This window comes from Streptosporangium sp. NPDC005286, from assembly GCF_040607515.1.
Lineage (GTDB): Bacteria > Actinomycetota > Actinomycetes > Streptosporangiales > Streptosporangiaceae > Streptosporangium.
The window spans coordinates 1-14,003 of the sequence record NZ_JBEXGU010000046.1; the positions used below are offsets into that span (position 1 = coordinate 1).

The 14,003-nt window shown below is 68.6% G+C and carries 15 protein-coding genes; 3 read left to right on the top strand and 12 right to left on the bottom strand.

What is annotated here, in order from left to right; genetic code table 11:
- Nucleotides 1–462: hypothetical protein (locus ABZU75_RS18825; RefSeq protein ID WP_355555553.1), on the top strand; the 462-nt coding region annotated here is incomplete at its 5' end.
- A gap of 83 nt (nt 463–545) precedes the next feature.
- Nucleotides 546–1,361 (top strand): ATP-binding cassette domain-containing protein, encoded by an 816-nt coding sequence (locus tag ABZU75_RS18830; RefSeq protein WP_355555555.1) that lies wholly within the window; start codon nt 546–548, stop codon nt 1,359–1,361.
- 48 nt (nt 1,362–1,409) lie between these two features.
- On the opposite strand, the gene ABZU75_RS18835 is transcribed toward ABZU75_RS18830, so the two are convergent.
- The 12 genes from ABZU75_RS18835 to ABZU75_RS18890 form a co-directional block, all read right to left on the bottom strand.
- Nucleotides 1,410–2,132, bottom strand: a complete 723-nt coding sequence (locus ABZU75_RS18835) for a GntR family transcriptional regulator (RefSeq protein ID WP_355555557.1) — start codon at nt 2,130–2,132, stop codon at nt 1,410–1,412.
- 65 nt (nt 2,133–2,197) lie between these two features.
- Nucleotides 2,198–3,397: a membrane dipeptidase gene (locus ABZU75_RS18840; protein WP_355555559.1), complete on the bottom strand. Its 1,200-nt coding sequence runs from the start codon at nt 3,395–3,397 to the stop codon at nt 2,198–2,200.
- A 65-nt stretch (nt 3,398–3,462) separates the two neighbouring features.
- Nucleotides 3,463–4,479 (bottom strand): dipeptide ABC transporter ATP-binding protein, encoded by a 1,017-nt coding sequence (locus tag ABZU75_RS18845; RefSeq protein ID WP_355555561.1) that lies wholly within the window; start codon nt 4,477–4,479, stop codon nt 3,463–3,465.
- Nucleotides 4,466–5,455 carry an ABC transporter ATP-binding protein gene (locus tag ABZU75_RS18850; RefSeq protein ID WP_355555563.1) on the bottom strand — a complete coding sequence of 330 codons (990 nt, stop codon included), beginning with the start codon at nt 5,453–5,455 and terminating at the stop codon, nt 4,466–4,468. The genes ABZU75_RS18845 and ABZU75_RS18850 overlap by 14 nt, the downstream gene beginning before the upstream one ends.
- Nucleotides 5,452–6,348: an alpha/beta hydrolase gene (locus ABZU75_RS18855; protein WP_355555565.1), complete on the bottom strand. Its 897-nt coding sequence runs from the start codon at nt 6,346–6,348 to the stop codon at nt 5,452–5,454. Before ABZU75_RS18855 ends, ABZU75_RS18850 begins: the two co-directional genes overlap by 4 nt.
- Complete coding sequence (locus ABZU75_RS18860; RefSeq protein WP_355555567.1) at nt 6,345–7,520, bottom strand: Xaa-Pro peptidase family protein; 1,176 nt, start codon at nt 7,518–7,520, stop codon at nt 6,345–6,347. Before ABZU75_RS18860 ends, ABZU75_RS18855 begins: the two co-directional genes overlap by 4 nt.
- A 3-nt stretch (nt 7,521–7,523) precedes the next feature.
- Entirely contained in the window at nt 7,524–8,429 is a 906-nt protein-coding gene (locus ABZU75_RS18865) for an ABC transporter permease (protein ID WP_355555569.1), read from the bottom strand.
- Nucleotides 8,426–9,379 (bottom strand): ABC transporter permease, encoded by a 954-nt coding sequence (locus ABZU75_RS18870; RefSeq protein WP_355555571.1) that lies wholly within the window; start codon nt 9,377–9,379, stop codon nt 8,426–8,428. The genes ABZU75_RS18865 and ABZU75_RS18870 overlap by 4 nt, the downstream gene beginning before the upstream one ends.
- Nucleotides 9,380–9,411: 32 nt before the next feature.
- The gene (locus ABZU75_RS18875; RefSeq protein WP_355555655.1) at nt 9,412–11,034 is read right to left on the bottom strand and encodes an ABC transporter substrate-binding protein; all 1,623 of its coding nucleotides are present in this window, start codon (nt 11,032–11,034) and stop codon (nt 9,412–9,414) included.
- Between the two features lie 2 nt (nt 11,035–11,036).
- Nucleotides 11,037–12,239, bottom strand: a complete 1,203-nt coding sequence (locus ABZU75_RS18880; RefSeq protein ID WP_350920364.1) for a membrane dipeptidase — start codon at nt 12,237–12,239, stop codon at nt 11,037–11,039.
- 453 nt (nt 12,240–12,692) lie between these two features.
- Nucleotides 12,693–12,980 (bottom strand): HU family DNA-binding protein, encoded by a 288-nt coding sequence (locus ABZU75_RS18885; RefSeq protein ID WP_030909250.1) that lies wholly within the window; start codon nt 12,978–12,980, stop codon nt 12,693–12,695.
- A 361-nt stretch (nt 12,981–13,341) separates the two neighbouring features.
- On the bottom strand, nt 13,342–13,515 hold the full coding sequence (locus tag ABZU75_RS18890; protein ID WP_350920360.1) for a hypothetical protein: 174 nt from the start codon (nt 13,513–13,515) through the stop codon (nt 13,342–13,344).
- Between the two features lie 163 nt (nt 13,516–13,678).
- Between ABZU75_RS18890 and mihF the strand changes: the two genes are divergently transcribed.
- Entirely contained in the window at nt 13,679–13,987 is a 309-nt protein-coding gene (gene mihF, locus ABZU75_RS18895) for an integration host factor, actinobacterial type (protein WP_355555575.1), read from the top strand.
- Nucleotides 13,988–14,003 lie beyond the last annotated feature (16 nt).

Sequence of the window (14,003 nt, forward strand, 5' to 3'; positions counted from 1 at the left end):
GGCATGCCCGAGCCGGCGCCGCTGGTCCTGCCCGCCGACGGTACGCCTTCCGGCTCGGTCTTTCGCGGCGGCACCCGGCCGCATGCGGGCAAGCCGCGGACGGTCCTTCCGGCCACTCCCTCCACGGTCCAGATCACCACCACCAGGACCGTCTCGCTGCCCGTCACCGGCTACGACGGGCACGACGGCCGTGACGGCCGCGAGGAGCCGGCGCCGGAGCGTCCGCGCGGCTCGGGCGGCTCGCCCGACGACGGTGACGACCGGCAGGACTGCGCGGACGCGACCGCGAAGGGCAGGGGGAGGAACAGGGATTGCCCGACGGCCTCGAGCAATCCCAAGCCCTCCTTCACCCAGATCCCGCAGACCGGTGACGGGGAGAGCCCGTCTCCGACGCCCACCGCTCCCGCCCCCTCGGGGACGACCATCACCCCCGTTCCCACTCCTTCCGTACAGATGGGCTGAGTGGCCCGTTCAGGCGATTTATCGGGAAATATCGCTGGATCGGTTAAAGTGAGCGCCGCGAATCGAGGCGGAGGGGGAGATCGATGGGCGAGCCTGTGCCCGGTGCGGTGGAGCTGAGCGGCGTCGGGGTCCGGGTGGTCGGCCGGACCCTGCTGGACGGCATCGGCTGGCGGGTCGGGTACGGGGAGCACTGGGTGGTGCTGGGCCCCAACGGGGCCGGCAAGACCACGCTGCTGTCACTGGCCGCCGCCGTCCGGCATCCCACCGAGGGGGCCGTCACCGTGCTCGGCCAGCGGCTGGGCCGGGTCGACCTGCGGGAGTTGCGTCGCCACATCGGCCTCGTCGCGGCCAGCCAGCGGCTCGTCGACGAGGAACTGCTGGAGGAGGAGGGGGCCACCGCGCACACCGTGGTCCTGACCGGCTACACCGGGTCCAGCGTCCCGCTCTGGGACCGCTACGGACCCGCCGAGCACGAGCGCGCCCATCAGCTGCTGGCGGACATGGGCTGCAAGGACCTCGCCGACCGGCTCTTTCGCGTCTGCTCCCAGGGTGAGCGGGCTCGTGTCCGTGTCGCCAGGGCCCTGATGGCCGACCCGGTGATCCTGCTGCTGGACGAGCCGTTCGCCGGACTCGACCTGCCCGCCCGCGAGGACCTGATCACCGCCGTGGAGGACCTGGCGGCGACCCGTCCGGTGCTGACCACGGTCACCGTCACCCATCACCTGGAGGAGGTCCCGGCCACCACGACCCACGCCCTGCTGATGCGTGACGCCCGGATCCAGGCGGGTGGTCCGGTGGCGGAGATCCTGACCGCGGAGAACCTCTCGGAGTGCTTCGGGCGGCCGCTGCGCGTCGACCACCTCGACGGCCGCTGGTACGCCCGCGCGGTACGCGACTGAGAGCCCGCGCACGTCGAAGCGGGGCGGCTCCCTCCCGAAACGGCCGGATCAGCGGGTGATGCGGATTCGCACGATGTCGGTGCGGTGCAGGGTGACGCCGTAGGCGAGCGGCACATCGCCGTGTCCGAAAACGGTCTGCAGCGTCCGGGCCAGGGGGTAGCCCACGGGGACGCGCAACGCCTCGGCCCCCTGATCGGAGGCGAGCACGGCTTCGAGGTCGGTGATCACCTGGGCGGCCGGGCGCAGGGCGCCCCGGTCGAGGAAGGTGAACAGGTCGGTGTCGATGCCGAGCATCGGGCTCGGGTCGATCTCGTCCGTGCCGATCTTCAGCGGCACGTAGTCCCGCATGTAGGCGGCCCGCACGTCGTCGACGCTGAAGATCCGTGTCACCTGCCACACGGGCGACCGTGCCGGCAGGCCCAGTGCCTCGGCCGCCGCGGGCGAGCTCGGCACGGTGTCGCACGACGACGTGACCAGCTCGGCTGTGTGCCCCGCCATCTGGATACGGTCACGGTAGGCGAGGATCTTCGACATGCTCAGCGGCGCCAGGTCGCGGGTGCCGGCGACGAACGTGCCGATTCCCCAGCGCCGGATCACCGCGCCCTCGATGGCCAGGACGCCCAGCGCCTCGCGGACGGTGCCGCGGCTCACGTCCAGCATCTCGCAGAGGTCCTGCTCGGTCGGCAGCCGGTCTCCTGGCTGGAACTTCTCCTGGAGCAACGCTCGCAGGCCGTGCAGCGCCGCCTGCGCCGCGGTATCACGTCGGCCCATCGTGGGTTCCCTTCGTCACGCTGCCCGAGTGCCCCCCGCGTCCGAGGACGCCGGGGGGCGAAGTCCTACCAGACATGATCGAGCACGCGGAGTGTGTTGCCGCCAATGACCTTGCTGATGTCGTCGTCGCCGTAGCCGTGCTTGACGAGCCAGCCGACGATGTTGGTGAAGTTCTCCGCCGGGTTCTCCAGGCCGTCCACGTAGGCGACGCTCGGGTGGTCGGGCGCGGCGTCGCGGTTCTGGGCGTAGTTGCCGGCGTAGGTCTTGTGCACACCCACATGGTCGCCGAACATCGTGTCGGGGCCGAAGGTGACATGGTCGATGCCCACCAGGTCCACGCAGTAGGTGAAGTGGTCCATCACCGACTCCAGGGAGTGTTCGCGGTGCTTTTCCGACAGTGTGGTGTGCGGGGCCGCCTCCAGGCCGATGACGCCGCCGCGTTCGGCGCAGGCCTTGATGACCTCGTCGGGCTTCATCCGGTTGGTCGGCCAGATCGCGCGGGCTCCGGCGTGGGTGATGAAGACCGGTACGGTCGAGTGCTCGATGACCTCCAGGCTCGTGCGGTCGCCTGAGTGTGAGATGTCGATGGCCATGCCGAGTCTGTTCATCCGCTCCACCGCGCGGCGGCCGAAGTTGGTCAGCCCGGCGTCGGCGCGCTCGGCCAGCCCCGAGCCGAGCTGGTTGGCCTGCGAGTAGGCGATACCGATCTGGCGGACGCCGAAGCCGTACAGGATGTCCAGGCGATCGAGCTCGTTCTCGATCATCGTCGCCGACTCCAGCCCGGCCACCAGCGCCATCCGGTCGTCGCGCTTGGCCGCCTTGATGTCGTCCACGGTCAGCGCGTGCACCACGTAGTCCTGCTTGGCGATGTCCGCGAGCCGCAGGCCGAGGGCGTAGATCATGTCGTTCCACTTCCAGCCGTTCTCGCTGGTGACGCACGACGCCCCGGCCATGAAGTTGTCGAACACGGCGGTCATCCCCGAACGCGACAGGCCCTCGTAGCCGGTACGCTGCCGGCCGGTGCGGTTGTATCGGCGCAGTTCACCGACGTCCTTGGGGAGAACCACCGCGTGCTCGTGCAGTGAGATCACGATGTGCTCGGCCATGATCCGGCTGACCCGTTCGGACTGCTCGGCCGACACCTCACCGTCGTAGGCGGGCACCCGGCCGATCTGTTCGGCCAGCTCGAAGTCGGCGTAGTCGACGCCCGGTTCGAGATAGCCGTAGGCCTGGTGACCGCGGTAGGAGGCGGAAGGTGACTGCATGGCGGTGAATCCTCCAGATGTATTGATGTCGTGGCAGCCCGGGGCCGGGCGCCGGTGACGGTCGGTCATGCCCCGCCGAGGCGGGCCAGGGGGGTCTGCTCGGGGAAGTGACAGGCGACCTCGACGGCCGACGCGGACCCGATCCGCAGAACGGGCTCGGTGTCGGCGCACACGTCCCGAGCCTTCGGGCAGCGCGTGCGGAACCGGCACCCTGAGGGCGGGTCGACCGGACTCGGCGGGTCGCCGGCCAGCAGGGTTCGGGTGCGCGAGGCCCGGCCCCGCGGCTCGGGGACGGGCACCGCTTCGAGCAGCGCCCGGGTGTACGGGTGCTGGGGACGCTCGTAGACCTCCCGGCGGTCGCCGAGTTCCACGACCTTGCCCAGGTACATCACCGCCACCCGATCGGAGATGTGCCGTACCACCGACAGGTCGTGCGCGATGAACACGTAGGACAGGCCCAGTTCCCGCTGCAGTCGCCGCAGCAGGTTGACGACCTGCGCCTGCACGGAGACGTCCAGCGCGGAGACCGGCTCGTCACAGACCACGACCTCCGGCTCCAGTGCGAGCGCGCGGGCTATCCCGATGCGCTGGCGCTGCCCGCCGGAGAACTGGAAGGGGTACCTGTCGAGGTGGTCCGGGTTGAGCCCGACCACGTCGATCAGTTCCTTCACCCGGCTCAGCCGCCTGTCGCGGGGCAGCACGTCGGGGTGAATCTCGAACGGCTGCATGAGCAGGTCGCGAACGGTCTTCCTGGGATTCAGCGACGTGTAGGGGTCCTGCAACACGATCTGGACGCTGCGTCGCATCGTTCGCAGCGCGCGGCCCGACGCCGCGTGGACGTCCACGCCGCGGTAGCGCACGTGCCCCGATGTCGGGGTGTCCAGGCCCACGACCGTGCGGGCCAGCGTCGACTTGCCGCATCCCGACTCGCCGACGACGCCGAGGGTCTCGCCGCGCCCGAGGGTGAACGACACGCCGTCGAGGGCCTGCACGGCACTGCGGCGCAGATTCAACAGGCCGCCCCTGACCGGAAAGTACCTGACCAGGGAATCAACTTCGAGCACGACTTCACGCTCGCCCATCGAACACCTCCGCACGCAGATGGCAGGCGCTGGTACGGCCTGCCGCGATCACCTCAAGCCCGGGCTGCTCGGACCGGCACAGGTCGATCGCGATGTCGCAGCGCGGATGGAACGCGCACCCCTTCGGCGTCATCACCGGGTTCGGCGGCGCGCCGGGGATGGCCCACAGCTCGTCGTCCTCCCGATCCGTCCGCGGCATCGAGCGCAGCAGCCCCCGGGTGTACGGGTGAGCCGAGTGTTCGAAGAGCTCCTCCACGGAACCGCGTTCGACGATCCGGCCCGCGTACATCACGGTCACGTCGTCGGCCACCTCGGCGACCACTCCGAGATCATGGGTGATGAGCATCATCCCCATCCCGTTCTCGCGCTGGAGCTCGGTCAGCAGCTCCATGATCTGCGCCTGCACCGTGACGTCCAGGGCTGTGGTGGGCTCGTCCGCGATGAGCACGCGCGGGTCGAGCGCGACCGCCAGGGCGATCATGATCCGCTGGCGCATGCCGCCCGAGAACTGGTGCGGATAGTCGTCGACGCGGCGGGCCGCGGCGGGAATCCGCACCCGTTCCATCAGTTCGATGGCCCGGGCGCGCGCGGCGGAGCGGGACATCCTCCGCCTGACCCGCAGCAGCTCGCCGATCTGATGGCCCACCGTGTAGACGGGGTTGAGCGCGGACAGCGCGTCCTGGAAGACCATGGCGACGCCCTCGCCGTTGACCCGTCGGCGGACCCGCTCGGCCGCCGTCACCAGGTCGGTGCCCTCGAACACGATGCTTCCCGAGGTGATGCTCGCCGGCGGCGTGTCCAGCAAACCCATGATCGCCTGGGCCGTCACCGACTTGCCGGACCCCGATTCGCCGAGGAGCGCGAGCGTACGGCCGGCGAAGACCTCAAGGCCGACGTTGCGTACCGCGCGAACCGCCCCCTCGCGAGTGGCGAACTCCACGCTGAGGTCGTCCACCCGCAGGACGGGCGCGTTCACGGCCTGCCTGCCCGAGGGACGAGCACGCCCGCCCTGGTCAGGAAGTCGCGCACCACCTGCTGGAAGAGTTCCGGCTCCTCCAGCTGGGGTGAGTGACCGGACTTCTCGAACACCACCAGCTCCCCGTCGGGGACGAGGTCGGCGATCGTCTGGGAGGCCGGCACCGGCGTGCGCCAGTCGTGCCGTCCCACGGTCACGAGCGTCGGGCAGGTGATCTCGTGCAGCCGCGGGGTGAGGTCGTAGGCCGGCATGTTGACGCCGAACGCCTCGTTGTGGGTCCTGTAGTGGTAGGAGGTCTGCGCGACCCGCCGCTCGACCGCCTCGGGATCGTAGGTGTGGTCGTAGAGGGGCAGGATGGCCCGCCAGTACTCCCTGAACTCCTCGTTGCCGGTGAAGTGGCCGGTGCCGATGCGCTCGATGACCCATTCGGGGATCCGCACCCGGTCCGTCGTCCGGGCCCGCTCGACCGCGAGGTGGTCGTAGTCGGTGTTGGCCGCGGTGTCCCGCAGGACGAGCGCGGCGACGTTCTCCGGATGGGCCAGGGCGTACTCCATCGCGATGAAGCCGCCGTAGGACCCGCCCGCCATGACGATTCGGCCCAGATCGAAGTGCCGGCGGATCGCCTCGACGTCGGCGACCCACTGGGCGTGGCTGAAGGGCCCCGCGTCACCGGACTTACCGGACCCGCGAGCGTCGAAGACGACGACTCGAAGCCGGTCGGAGAACGGCCCGAACGACCGGCGCGGTTCGGCCCGGCTGCCCAGCCCGGGAGCGCCGTGGTGCACGATCATCGCCGGCGCGTTCTCGGGTCCCATGACCTCCACGGCCAGGGGGTTGCCGTTGATCTCCACGAACACCGTGTTCTCCTCGGTCTGTTTCCGGCTCTTCGTCATGGCGCGATCACGTTCTCTTCGAGGCTGCGCGGATAGCTGGTCAACCGTTCGGGGCCCGCGTCGGTGATCAGCACGGTGTCGGAGATGCGGTAGCCGCCGTGGCCCGGCACGTACACGCCCGGCTCGCTGGAGAGCACCATTCCGGCCCGGAGCACCGTGTCGTCGCCGTCCTCCACCCACGGCGGCTCGTGCTGCTGGACACCGATGCCGTGCCCCTGGCGGTGCCGGATATGCTCGCCGAGCCCGTGCCCCCTGATGACATCGAGACACTCGCGGTTCACCTCCGCGCAGGTACGGCCGGCGCGCAGGCCCGCCGTGCCGACCTCCTGAGCCTCCGCCGCGACGGCGAAGTAGTGCCGCTGGTCGGCGTTGGGCTCGCCGATGACGAATGTCCGTTCGCTCTCGACGAAGCGGCTGCCGACGGCGGCGCCCAGGGAGAGGATGACGGTGTCGCCGATCTCCAGCCTGCGCCTGCTGGGCAGTCCGTGCGGGTTCGCGGAGTTCGGGCCGGCGTACACCAGGCCGCCGGCCAGCTTCGTCGTGTAGATGACATGGTCGTAGCGTTGGTACATCGTGTCGGAGCCGTACCCGATGACGTGCCGTGCGAGATCGCCCTCGCTCGGCAGCGGGCGCCCCGCGCGCAGCGCGTCCTCGATGAGCGCCCGGCCCGCCGCGAGCATCTCGTCACAGATCCCGGCCGCCTGGCGGTGCCAGGCGAGCTCTTCCGGATGCTTGATGAGCCGCAGGTTCGACACCACCGAACTGGTACGGAGTTCGGCCGTGCCCAACGCCTCGGTCAGCGCCCGGTGGCCGGCGAGGCTGAGCCCGCCCGAGACGCCGATCCGGGCCGCGGGCCGGCCTGTGCGTCCGATCTCCCGCGCGAGTACGGCCTCGGCCGGATCGACGCCGGGAAACTCGGCGTAGGTGACGACGTCGGCCTCGATGCGCTGCAGCGCCGCGTACTCCTCATCGAGCTTCGGTACCACGCACAGGGGCCGGCCGTCACGAGGGAACCATAGGTAGACCGGTCGTTCGGTGACGGCGTAGAAGAATCCGGCGAGGTAGGCGACGTCACTCGGTGCCGTGGCCAGGAATCCGTCCAGACCGTCCTGTTCCAGGGCGTCCCTGAGCGAGGAATGGACGTCCGCGTAGTAGTCGGAAGAAAGGCGCATAGGTCACCGGTCCTTCAGCCGAGGGTCGCGTGAGTCGTTGAATCGCACACCGGCGACCGTCGCCGAGAGCACGAGCAGCAGGATCGCCAGTGACGGGAACAGCGTCTGCCACCACGCGGTGGAGATCACGCCACTGCGCTGGGCGTTGAGGATGATCCGTCCCCACGACCAGGAGTCGGGGTCGCCGAGCCCCAGGAAGCTCAGTCCCGCCTCGGAGATCACCGCTCTGGCCGCGGTGAGCAGCACGCTCACCACGATCAGCGGCACCACGGCGGGCAGTACCTCGCGGGTGACGATCCGCCAGCCTGTCGCGCCGAGCGCGCGGGCGCCGTCGATGTAGGGCATGGACACCACGACCAGGCCGTTCGATCGGATCAGCCGGGTGACCTCGGGCCAGGAGAACAGCCCGATGACGAACGTCAGCGTCGTGACGCTCGGGCCGGCCAGTGCGGTCACCATGATCATGAGCGGCAGCAGGGGGAGCGACAGCATCAGGTCGGTCACCGTGGTGACCCAGGCGTCGGCCCGACGGGAGTAGGCGCCGAGCAGGCCGAGGGCCGTGCCGATGACGATCGCGATCGCCGACGCCGCGATCGCCACCGTCAGGCTGACCCGGGTTCCCCACACCACCTGGGCGAACACGTCCTGGCCGAGATCGTCGGTGCCGAACCAGTGCGCGACCGACGGCGACCGCAGGATCTCGGAGCCGAGCCCGCCCGGCCGGTCCACGAAGAGCGGGCCGAGCAGGCCGGTCACCAGGAACACCAGCAGCATCGAGATCGACAGCGCGCCGCTGGGCTTGGCCAGGAAGCGCCGGAGGCTCTTCATCGCCGACGGCGGGGTGCTCGCCGCCGGCTCGTCCACCGTGACGGCACCGGCGGGCCGCGCGTCGGGAGGCATCGCGCTCATGCGCGAATCCTTGGGTTGAGCAGCATGCTGACCACGTCGGTGATCAGGTTCGCGACGACCACGGTGATCGCGAGCATGATGAACGCTCCCTGTAGCAGCGGATAGTCGAGTTGGCCGACGGCCTCGTAGATCAGCCGTCCGACGCCGGGGTAGGCGAACACGGTCTCGGTGAGCACCGCCCCGCCGACCAGGGTGCCGAGCTGAAGGCCCATCAGCGTCAGAGCCGGGAGGAACGCGTTGCGCAACGCGTGCCGCCACAGAGTGCGCTGCGGCGACAGGCCGCGGCCGCGGGCGCTTTTGATGTAGTCCTCACCGAGGACCTCGAGCATGTTGGTGCGCAGCGTGAGCGCGTACGGCCCGAGCTGCACGACCACGAGGCTCAGCAGAGGCAGCGCGAGATGGTGGAACAGACTGATGTACGCGTCGACACCCCGGGTGTCGGGGTCGATCGCGCCGCCGATCGGGAACCAGCCGAGCCACGAGCCCGCGACCACGAGCAGCAGGATCCCGATGCTCGGGACGAACAGCGCGTGCCCGGTGATCCCGAACATCTGCACGACCCTGTCGACGCGCTTGCCGCGATGGGCGGCCGCGTACACGCCGAGCGGGATGCCGAGCACGATGGTCAGCACGAACGCCGAACCGGCCAGGAGCGCCGTCCACGGCAACCGCGACACGATGATGTCGGTGACCGGCTGGAGCTGCCTGAACGACGTGCCGAGGTTGCCCTGCAGCAACTCGGTCAGATACAGCCAGTACTGCATGAGCATGGGCTTGTCCAGCCCGTACTGCTCCCGCAGCGCCTGCTGCATCTCGGGGGTCATGTCCCCCTCGACGACCAGAAGGGTGGGATCACCCGGCAGCAGTCGAAGCAGGAAAAACGTCACGGTGACCGCGATCCAGATGGTCAGGATCGCACGCATCGCCCTTCTGGCGATGAATCCAGCCATGGGGTGACCCCACCTCCTCTCCGTTCCTCGCCTCAGCCGACGGGCCGGACCTGCGACAGCGAGTAGCCGGTCACCATGCCGAGCAGATCGCTGGGCGAGGGCTGGAAGCCGGTGAACTTGGCGGCGTTGTAGGCAAACTGGATCTTCTCGACATAGAGCGGCGTCAGCAGCGCCTGCTCGTGCACGTAGCCGTCAAGCTCCTTGATCTTTCCCACGAACTCGTCGTGGTCGGTCGTGACGGCGGCCTCGTTGATGAGCTTGTCGAGCTTGGGGTCCTTGACCAGGTTGTAGTTGATGCCGCCCGGGTTGCTCGACAGGTAGGTGCTGCGGAGCTGGTCCATCGGGTTGTCGAAGACGGCCCACTGCGAGACGTCGATGTCGTAGTCACCGCTCTTGGTCCTGCTGAGGAACGTGTTCCGCTCGACGCACGACGCGACGAGTTCGACGCCGGCCTTGGCCGCGTCCTCCCGCACCACCTGGGCGACCCGGGTCAGGTTCGGGTTGCTCTGGTCGCAGACCATCTCCAAGGACAGGCCGTCGAGCTTCCCGTCGCCGTTCTTGTCCGCGTACCCTTCCTCTTCGAGCAGCTTGCGCGCGGCGGCCGGATCGAACGGGTACGGCTCGAGCTCGGTGTTGTCGTACTCCCCGAAGATCGGTGAGATCGGGCCGGTCATCGCCGAACCCTCACCCTGCAGCACCGTCGAGATGATCGACTTGGTGTCGACGACCATCGACAGCGCCTGCCGGACCTTCGGGCGGGCCAGGTGCTCGTTGGTGACGTTGTAGGTGATGTGGGCGAAGCCCAGCGAGCCGACCTCCTGCAGCTTGATCTTCTTGTCGCCGCTGAACGAGGCGACGGCCGAGGCGGGCACCGGCGTGCCCATCAGGTCGATGTCGCCGTTGCGCAGCGCGAGCTGCATGGTGTTGACGTCCGGGTACAGCCGGTACTCGACGGTGTCGACGGCCGCGCCGCCCTCGGGCGCGTAGGGGTACTTGTCATTGCGCGTCATCACGTAGCGCTGACCGGGCGTGGCGCTCTTCAGGATGTACGCGCCCGCGCCGACCCAGTCGGAGTTGTTGGCGAACTTGGTGATGTCGCCGGCCTTCTCGAAGATGTGCTTGGGGACGACGGACATCCAGAAGCCCACGCCTTCGGCGAACGGCGCGTAGGGCTGGCTGAGCTTGAAGACCACCGTGGTGGCGTCGGGCGTCTCGATGCCCTCGACCCAGGTGAGCTTCGCGGCCACGTTCCCCAGCTTGTTCTTCATGATCGTCTCGGCCGAGTACTTCACGTCGGCCGACGTCACCGGGGTGCCGTCACTCCACACGAAGTCGTCGCGCAGGGTGAAGACGACCGACTTGCCGCCGTCTTCGTGGGTGTACTCGCTGGCGAGCTCGGGGACCTTCTTGGCGTTCCCGTCGATCCGCAGCAGGTGCGGGTACATCGCGTTGAGAATCCAGTTGTCGGTCTTGCTCAGCGACTGCAGCGGGTTGAAGTTCGCGACGTCGGTGGTGGTGCCGATGCGCAGCGTGGTGGAGCTGTCGCCGCCGGCCGGCTTCGAGGCCTCCTGGCCCTCGTTGAGGCCGCACGACGTGAGCGTCAGCGCGGTCACGACGGCCGTGACGGCGCCGGACAGGCGTCCGAGGGTACGCATGTTCACCAGACTTCCTTGAGTACGCGCAGGATGTTCCCGCCGATGACCTTGCTGATGTCGTCGTCGCCGTAGCCGTGCTTGACGAGCCAGCCGACGATGTTGGTGAAGTTCTCCGCCGGGTTCTCCATACCGGCCACGTACGGCACCCGCGGGTGCTCGACATGTCCGTGGGCCTGGCCGATCGAGAGGTGACCGGTGAAGGAGTCGTGCAGCCCCACGTGGTCGCCGAAGTTGGTGTCGGGGCCGAAGGCGACGTGGTCGATGCCCACCAGGTCCACGCAGTAGGTGAAGTGGTCCATCACCGACTCCAGGGAGTGTTCGCGGTGCTTTTCCGACAGTGTGGTGTGCGGGGCCGCCTCCAGGCCGATGACGCCGCCGCGTTCGGCGCAGGCCTTGATGACCTCGTCGGGCTTCATCCGGTTGGTCGGCCAGATCGCGCGGGCTCCGGCGTGGGTGATGAAGACCGGTACGGTCGAGTGCTCGATGACCTCCAGGCTCGTGCGGTCGCCTGAGTGTGAGATGTCGATGGCCATGCCGAGTCTGTTCATCCGCTCCACCGCGCGGCGGCCGAAGTTGGTCAGCCCGGCGTCGGCGCGCTCGGCCAGCCCCGAGCCGAGCTGGTTGGCCTGCGAGTAGGCGATACCGATCTGGCGGACGCCGAAGCCGTACAGGATGTCCAGGCGATCGAGCTCGTTCTCGATCATCGTCGCCGCTTCCAGCCCGGCCACCAGCGCGAGCTGCCCGCCCGCCTTGGCCTTCTCGATCTCCGCGACCGTGCGGGCCAGGACGACGAAGTCCTGCTTGGCGAGGTCGGCGAAGCGTAGGCCGAGGTCGTAGATGACGTCGTCCCACTTCCAGCCGTGCTCGCTGGTGACGCAGTTGGTGCCGTTCATGAAGTTGTCGAAGAGCGCGGTCATGCCCGAACGCGACAGGCCCTCGTACCCGAGCACGTTGCGCCCTGTCCGGTTGTAGTCGCGCAGTTGCGTGACGTCCGCGGTCAGGACCTTGGGGTGCTCGTGCAGCGAGATGGCAATGTGCTCGGTCAGGAGGCGGCTGACTCGCACGGACTGCTCAGCCGACAGGCCCAGGTCGTACGCGGGAACACGATCGAGTTCGGGGGCGAGGTCGAAGACCTTGAAGTCGGTATGTGGCTCCAGATAGTCGAACGACCGGTATCCCCGATAGCGATGGTTGGGGGGCTGCATGGGAGCACCTCCGAAAGGTTTGACCTTAAACGTCTGAGGTGCAACCTTCCATAGGAGACCTTTGGGCTACAAGAAGCCGGATGTGACATTCGGGTTACGGCGCTCAGGTGTACGGCGCGGGTCCCGGGGGTGTCCGGTGGCGAAACACGGGGCGGGGGCGGAGGTTTCGCGCGGTCGCCGGATTGGCGGAGATCTGTGAGTATGAGCGGGATCACACTTGGCGGATCGGCCGATATCTCACACGGTGGTCATGTCATCACAGAACGTGACATGCGGGATCGTGTCGGGCTCGCGAGAACCCCTCGTCCAAGGGAGGGGCAGCCGCTCAAGCTCAGGCTCTCGCTCCAGGTCCGGCGTTCGCCGCCGGGCGCCGGATCGGCCGGGTACGGGCGAAGACGGTCGAGTGCGCGTTCCGGGGAGCCTGCCGGGTCCGCTCGGCGAGCCGGGAGGGTGTCAGTCCTTCTTGCGCTGGCGGATCAGGCCCATGAACCCCGGGCTGGGCTTGAACTTCGCCGTCCAGGTCTCCGCGATCTCCAATGGCTCGCCGGTCTGCGGGTTGCGCCCGGTCCGTGCGGGTTTGTGGACGATCTCGAAGGATCCGAACCCGGGGATCGCCACCTTGTCCTCGGCCGCCACCGCGGTCTGGATCGTCCCCAGGATCGCGTCGAGAGCCGCGGCCGTCTGCCGTCGGGTGAGCCCGGCCTCGGCGGCGGCCTTCTCGATCAGCTCGCGCTTGTTCATCACATCTCCTTGAGCGTGCAGACCCCGGGCCTCAAGCCGTGGGGAGGAGGTCAAGGAGAAAGTTAACGCCATCCCCACCCGATGAATCGAGCCCCGTCCTCCATCGATCGCCGGTGGGACGGGGCCCGTCCGGTTCGTGGGACGGGCACCCGCCCCCGTTCAGCGGTCGGGCTGGGCGGCCAGCCGTTCCGCCTCGGTGTGCAGTGCCTCGACGAGGATGAGCTCCAGGCGGAGATCTTCGTCAACGAGGCCGACCAGAACATCCATCGAGCCTCCCTGACTAGTCTGACGCCCCAGTGACCGCAGAAGTTGACAGCCGTACCGAACTGGACTCGGTCGTGGTCCAACCCTGAGCGTTCGCCTACGCGGGGACGAGCTCCGCCAGATCGACGTGCTCTCCGACCTCGCGGATGTTCATGCAGTACGCCACGAGAACCCGCCGCCCGTCGATCCGGCGGGTGACCAGCAGACAGGGGCCGTCGTGAACCACGATGGCCTCAACCTCTATGCCCTGAGGGCTTCGCCAGATACCCATGAGCCCGAGGCTACGGAGGGCCGGGTAAGGGCGGGGTAACCAAACGGGCATATCGTGATGCACAGTACGGGTCCTGTGGATCTATCCGTAGGCTCTCCGATGATTAACCCAGTCGCTTTGGGTAACAGGACGCTGGAATTACCGTCATCAGGGAGAAAACACCATGGCTTTGCCCAAGCTCACCCCCGAACAGCGTCAGGCCGCCCTGGTCAAGGCCGCCGAGACCCGCACGGCCCGTGCCAAGCTTCTCGCCGAGGTCAAGAACGGCGCCCTCAGCCTGGAGCAGCTGCTTGGCCGCGAGGACGACATCGCCAAGCGCATCAAGGTCTATCAGGCTCTCCGGGCGCTGCCCGGAGTCGGAACGGTCAAGGCCGCGCAGCTGATGGCGCAGGCCGATGTGGACGAGGCGCGCCGGCTGGGCGGTCTCGGCGCCCAGCAGCGCCGCAAGCTCATCGAGGCCGTCGGCCGCTGAGGCACCGCCCGCCTCC

Bases quoted from the DNA above. Each gene is read 5' to 3' on its own strand.
- ABZU75_RS18830 (WP_355555555.1), top strand. From the start codon at position 546: ATGGGCGAGCCTGTGCCCGGTGCGGTGGAGCTGAGCGGCGTCGGGGTC.
- ABZU75_RS18835 (WP_355555557.1), bottom strand. From the start codon at position 2,132: ATGGGCCGACGTGATACCGCGGCGCAGGCGGCGCTGCACGGCCTGCGA.
- ABZU75_RS18840 (WP_355555559.1), bottom strand. From the start codon at position 3,397: ATGCAGTCACCTTCCGCCTCCTACCGCGGTCACCAGGCCTACGGCTAT.
- ABZU75_RS18845 (WP_355555561.1), bottom strand. From the start codon at position 4,479: ATGGGCGAGCGTGAAGTCGTGCTCGAAGTTGATTCCCTGGTCAGGTAC.
- ABZU75_RS18855 (WP_355555565.1), bottom strand. From the start codon at position 6,348: ATGACGAAGAGCCGGAAACAGACCGAGGAGAACACGGTGTTCGTGGAG.
- ABZU75_RS18860 (WP_355555567.1), bottom strand. From the start codon at position 7,520: ATGCGCCTTTCTTCCGACTACTACGCGGACGTCCATTCCTCGCTCAGG.
- ABZU75_RS18865 (WP_355555569.1), bottom strand. From the start codon at position 8,429: ATGAGCGCGATGCCTCCCGACGCGCGGCCCGCCGGTGCCGTCACGGTG.
- ABZU75_RS18870 (WP_355555571.1), bottom strand. From the start codon at position 9,379: ATGGCTGGATTCATCGCCAGAAGGGCGATGCGTGCGATCCTGACCATC.
- ABZU75_RS18875 (WP_355555655.1), bottom strand. From the start codon at position 11,034: ATGCGTACCCTCGGACGCCTGTCCGGCGCCGTCACGGCCGTCGTGACC.
- ABZU75_RS18880 (WP_350920364.1), bottom strand. From the start codon at position 12,239: ATGCAGCCCCCCAACCATCGCTATCGGGGATACCGGTCGTTCGACTAT.
- ABZU75_RS18885 (WP_030909250.1), bottom strand. From the start codon at position 12,980: ATGAACAAGCGCGAGCTGATCGAGAAGGCCGCCGCCGAGGCCGGGCTC.
- ABZU75_RS18890 (WP_350920360.1), bottom strand. From the start codon at position 13,515: ATGGGTATCTGGCGAAGCCCTCAGGGCATAGAGGTTGAGGCCATCGTG.
- mihF (WP_355555575.1), top strand. From the start codon at position 13,679: ATGGCTTTGCCCAAGCTCACCCCCGAACAGCGTCAGGCCGCCCTGGTC.